Origin of the sequence: Bradyrhizobium sp. (assembly GCF_049581145.1) — a bacterium.
GTDB lineage: Bacteria > Pseudomonadota > Alphaproteobacteria > Rhizobiales > Xanthobacteraceae > Bradyrhizobium.
Map to the genome: position 1 here is coordinate 1 of NZ_JBAURI010000191.1, position 4,476 is coordinate 4,476.

Here is a 4,476-nt window from a genome sequence, read left to right on the forward strand (position 1 = left end):
CCTTCGCCGCGGACATGTCCTTGAAGGCCCCGCAGCCGGCGGCCTATCAATGGTCGGGCTGCTAGGTCGGCACCAATGTCGGGGGCGGCGCCAGCGGCTCGAATTTCGACACCGCCGTCGATCCGGGAACCCATCTGCTGGCGGGCGACCCTGCCCTCGTCGGCGCCGGCGGAAGCGGCTCGCATGGCGGCGATGGCCTGATTGCCGGCGGCCAGGCTGGCTGCAACTTGCAATCGGGCCTGTTCGTCGCGGGGTTGGAAGGCGACTTCGACTATTTCCACAGCAACCCGTGGTTCTCCAACAACACCAACACGCTGAGTGACGGCATGACCCCGTTCACGGTCACACAATCCCTAACGAGCGACTATCTCGCGACCATCCGCCCGCGGATCGGAATCGCGGCGGATCGCAACCTTGCGTATCTCACCGGCGGCGTGGCCTTCACGCGCGTCAGTTATACGGAGAGCTACAATGACGGCGCCCCCCGCGCCGGCATTGGGAGTGCGACCGCCTCCAAATCGCTGGTCGGCTGGGTCGCCGGCGCAGGCTGGGAGAACGCCGTGACCGATCACTGGATCTTCCGCGCCGAATATCTCTATGCGGGATTTTCCAAGGTCAACGCGATCGGCGCCATCACCGACGCAGCAGGCGGCGCCAATAACCTTCATGGCTCCGGCGACCTGACCGTGCAGATCATTCGCGCCGGCGTGAACTACAAGTTCTGATCCCGCGGCTGCGCCGCGCTCAGACCTCTTCCCGTCTTCTTTCATCCTCCGGACTGCGAAACCCTTTGCTCCGGCAGCCTCGAAACACTCTCATCGATCGGTGACACCATGTCCTCAACTCGCGACACAACAGAGCTCTTCAAGCCCGGCGGCCTGATCCGCCCAATCATCGCGGCGTCAGCGACTTCGCTGGCGACCTTGTTCCTGGCCTTCGGCTGGCTCGTCGGCGGCACCACGACCGAAGCGAACGCCTGCGCCTGCGGCTGCAGCGTGTTCGACGTCAGCGGCCTGGATATCATGCCCCAGGAACAGGACCATGGCGGCCGCATCTTCTTCGAGTATTGGAGCCAGGATCAGACCCAGAACTATGTCGGCAGCTCCAAGGCGGCCGCGGCTCTCAACACGGACAAGGAGATCAAGACCTCGTGGTACAATGTCGGTCTGAGTTACAACTTCAATCGCGACTGGGGCATCATGATCAGGGTTCCGATAACGGCTGACCGCTCGCTGACCACCGAGACCGATTTCATGTTCCCAGGTCAGATCCAGACCTTCAATGCGAAGAGTTTCGGTGACCTCGAGGTCATGGGCGTCTACACGGGCTTCTCTCAGGACATGTCGACGGGCCTGATCTTCGGTCTGAAGCTGCCCACCGGTACTTACACCGCGCTCGGGATGGATCGTGACAACCAGATCGGAACGGGCAGCACCGATCTGATCCTGGGGGCCTTCCACCGTGGCCTGCTCAGCGGCGACAACGCCTGGCAATATTTCACGCAGTTCGTCTGGCGCCAGCCGTTCGCGTATGGTCAGGCAGCCGATCCACAGGGCTTTTTCGACGGCAATCTCGGAGTCGTGCAGACTTATCATCCGGGCATGCAGATCGATGGCGCCATCGGCATCGTCTACAATAATTGGTACAACGTGCTCGGCTTCGACAAGATCACGCCGCTTGGCCAGATAATCGTTTCCCATCGCGACACGGACAGTGGCACGGGCGCAGATCCGCTGAACTCCGGCTTCGACCGCGTGATGGTCTCGCCAGGCATCGAGTTTACCAACGTGCTCAACGAGGCCAACAAGTACGTCCTCAAGACCTATGTCGACGTCGAGGTCCCGATCTATTACCGGGCGACCTCTGCCAACAACGCGGGGACGGAAGGACAGTTGGTCGCGCCGTACCTGTTGAAGGTCACTTCAAGCTTCAATTTCTGAACATCCGCACGCGCCCTGTTGCATCTCGGCATGCAGCAGGTTGACGCGGCAACAAACTAATGGAGATAGCAAGATGAGAAAGTTTTCGATAGCAGTTCTCGGTTTCATGACGGTTGCCGCCGCGCCCGCACGCGCGGCAGACCTGCCGGCGAAAGTCTACTCGAAGGCTCCTGCGATGCCCGCAGCTGTTTACGACTGGAACGGCTTCTACATCGGCTTCAATGCCGGTGGCGGCTCGGGGCCCAACTGCTGGACGAACTCGTTTGCCGGAGGCGCCCCGACGGTCCCCAGCGTTTCCGAGGGGTGCGCTGATACGACAGGTGCCTTGCTCGGCGGCGAGATCGGCTACCGCTGGCAGGCGTCGAACTGGGTGTTGGGCGTCGAGGCACTGGGTGACTGGGCCAATCTGGAAGGATCGACCGCAAGCCTTTTCCTGGCCGCTCCCCAGGTCACAAACCAGGGCAAGATAAACGGCCTTGGCCTGTTGACCGGCCAGGTCGGCTACGCCTGGGACAACGTTCTCTGGTTCGTGAAGGGCGGCGCCGCGGCGACCAGCAACAAATATAGCGGCATCGATACCGCGTCGGGCACCGTACTGGATCAAGCCAGCGAAACCCGCTGGGGTGGGACGGTCGGGACCGGGCTTGAGGTCGGTTTCGCGCCGAACTGGTCGGTAGGCGCCGAGTTCGACTACCTGTTCATGGGGACCAGGACGGTCAATCTCAATGCGGTGCCGGCCACCCTGTCGCGCACCGACGGCATCCAGCAGAATGTTGCGATGGGCCTCTTGCGCGTGGACTATCGCTTCGGGGGGCCAGTGGTCGCGAAGTACTGATTGATCATCGCTTCTCAAAGCTCAAGGCGGACGTGGCGGCGCTGCTTTGGTGTGGCATGATGACGTGGCTTCCGAACTCGCGCGGCAAGGATGAGGACGATGATTGTTGGCTGTGATACGCAATTCGGGCTTGCTGCGACAGGCCCGAATTGGCGCCGGTTGCTGGCCGTTTGCCTGCTGTTGACGTCGGCCGCCTTCGCTTCCGCGCGGGCGGCTCCATCGATCGACGGGGCAGCGCCAGACCTTGTCCTGACCGAATTGAGTGGGGAACCCTTCGCCCTTTCGCAATTGCGGGGCAAGGTCGTGCTGGTGACCTACTGGGCAACTTGGTGTGCGCCCTGCAAGAAGGAGATGCCCGTGCTTAGCGCCTTCTACCGGCACTATCACGAGCAGGGTCTGGAGATCATCGGGATCAGCGCCGATCATCCCGAGGATTACGCCAAAATGCGCAAGATGAGCAGCACGCTCGCTTATCCGACGTCGACACTGGACAAGATTTCGCAGGATGGTTTCGGGCCGCCCGAGGGATTCCCGCTGACCTATGTGATCGATCGCGACGGCATCGTGCGGGACAAGTTCATCGACGTCAGCGGGCAGTTGTTGCGCGATGTCGTGCTGCCATTGCTGCAGCACTGAGTGGGCGTGGACAGGTATGCGCGAGGAGTTTCGGGTGAAACGAAATGCCGCCCCGATATCATTGCTGTGCGCGTGGCTGGGCTGCTCAGCAGCCTTGGGACAGACGCTCCAGACCGGCGCTTTCGTCGCCGATGCCGGCAGTGGCTGCAAGATATGGAATCCTCATCCGGAGTCCGGCGAGGCGGTGCGCTGGGTGGGGAACTGCACCGACGGGCTCGCCCAGGGTCGAGGCAAGCTTGAATGGTTGCGGAACGGAGTGCCATCCGAGAGGGATGAGGGCGAGTGGAATCTGGGTCGGCAGACCGGCCGCGGTATCCAGCAGTGGTCAGGCGGCCGCTACGATGGTGAACTGCTTAATGGCGAGCCGAGCGGCCATGGCGTAATGACACTGCAAAGCTCGCGTTACGAGGGCGAATTCCGCAACGGGAAGCCGAATGGCGACGGGGCCGTGACCAATTATCAAGGGGTCTTCAAAGGGAAATGGAGCAACGGGTGCCTGGCGGAGACGAAACGGACGGTGGCCTTTTCCGTTCCCTCTTCGAGTTGTCGATGAGGCACTGTGCAGCGTGAAAGAACCGATAGGAGCATTTCGATGAAGCGTTCGATCTGGGCGGTCGCGACAGCCGCGACTATCGTATCCTTGTTGAGTATTCCGATTGTCCGCGCGGCTTCTCCTCAGGAGGAAAAAGGCAAGGTTTGCCGCATGGAGCAGCAATGCCACTGGGAAAACTTCAAGAAGATCTGCGTCTATGTGAAGGTGTGCCGCTGATCCGTCGTGATCGGGATCGCGCAGTCGATTTTATGCACAAAACGGAGATGCTCATAACATGAACAAGCTGAAGCAGATTTTTCTCGCGCTCACCGTCGTATGCGCCGGCTCATCGCTTGCGCTCGCGGACGAGATCAAGGCTGGCGACCTCGTCATCAGCCAGGCCTGGACAAGAGCCACGCCGAAAGGCGCGAAGATCGGCGGCGGGTATCTCACCATCGAGAACAAGGGAACGGCACCCGACACGCTGCTCGGCGGTTCGGCCGATATCGCCGGCAGCGTGCAGGTCCATGAGA

6 protein-coding genes and 1 pseudogene are annotated in these 4,476 nt (G+C 61.4%); all 7 read left to right on the top strand.

Going from position 1 to position 4,476, the window contains the following annotated elements; genetic code table 11:
- Nucleotides 1-80: 80 nt before the first annotated feature.
- Nucleotides 81-725, top strand: a pseudogene (locus WCB02_RS06335) (outer membrane protein); the annotation flags it as partial.
- A 108-nt stretch (nucleotides 726-833) separates the two neighbouring features.
- Nucleotides 834-1,940: a hypothetical protein gene (locus WCB02_RS06340; protein WP_423956982.1), complete on the top strand. Its 1,107-nt coding sequence runs from the start codon at nucleotides 834-836 to the stop codon at nucleotides 1,938-1,940.
- 73 nt (nucleotides 1,941-2,013) lie between these two features.
- Nucleotides 2,014-2,775: an outer membrane protein gene (locus WCB02_RS06345; RefSeq protein WP_423956983.1), complete on the top strand. Its 762-nt coding sequence runs from the start codon at nucleotides 2,014-2,016 to the stop codon at nucleotides 2,773-2,775.
- A 99-nt stretch (nucleotides 2,776-2,874) separates the two neighbouring features.
- Nucleotides 2,875-3,411 (top strand): TlpA family protein disulfide reductase, encoded by a 537-nt coding sequence (locus tag WCB02_RS06350; RefSeq protein WP_423956984.1) that lies wholly within the window; start codon nucleotides 2,875-2,877, stop codon nucleotides 3,409-3,411.
- A gap of 16 nt (nucleotides 3,412-3,427) precedes the next feature.
- Entirely contained in the window at nucleotides 3,428-3,964 is a 537-nt protein-coding gene (locus WCB02_RS06355; RefSeq protein ID WP_423956985.1) for a hypothetical protein, read from the top strand.
- 39 nt (nucleotides 3,965-4,003) lie between these two features.
- Nucleotides 4,004-4,180 (top strand): hypothetical protein, encoded by a 177-nt coding sequence (locus tag WCB02_RS06360; protein ID WP_423956986.1) that lies wholly within the window; start codon nucleotides 4,004-4,006, stop codon nucleotides 4,178-4,180.
- 58 nt (nucleotides 4,181-4,238) lie between these two features.
- Nucleotides 4,239-4,476: copper chaperone PCu(A)C (locus WCB02_RS06365; RefSeq protein ID WP_423956987.1), on the top strand; the 238-nt coding region annotated here is incomplete at its 3' end.

What these genes read in the sequence shown, in the direction of transcription:
- WCB02_RS06340 (WP_423956982.1), top strand. Translation starts at nt 834, where the DNA reads ATGTCCTCAACTCGCGACACAACAGAGCTCTTCAAGCCCGGCGGCCTG.
- WCB02_RS06345 (WP_423956983.1), top strand. Translation starts at nt 2,014, where the DNA reads ATGAGAAAGTTTTCGATAGCAGTTCTCGGTTTCATGACGGTTGCCGCC.
- WCB02_RS06350 (WP_423956984.1), top strand. Translation starts at nt 2,875, where the DNA reads ATGATTGTTGGCTGTGATACGCAATTCGGGCTTGCTGCGACAGGCCCG.
- WCB02_RS06355 (WP_423956985.1), top strand. Translation starts at nt 3,428, where the DNA reads ATGCGCGAGGAGTTTCGGGTGAAACGAAATGCCGCCCCGATATCATTG.
- WCB02_RS06360 (WP_423956986.1), top strand. Translation starts at nt 4,004, where the DNA reads ATGAAGCGTTCGATCTGGGCGGTCGCGACAGCCGCGACTATCGTATCC.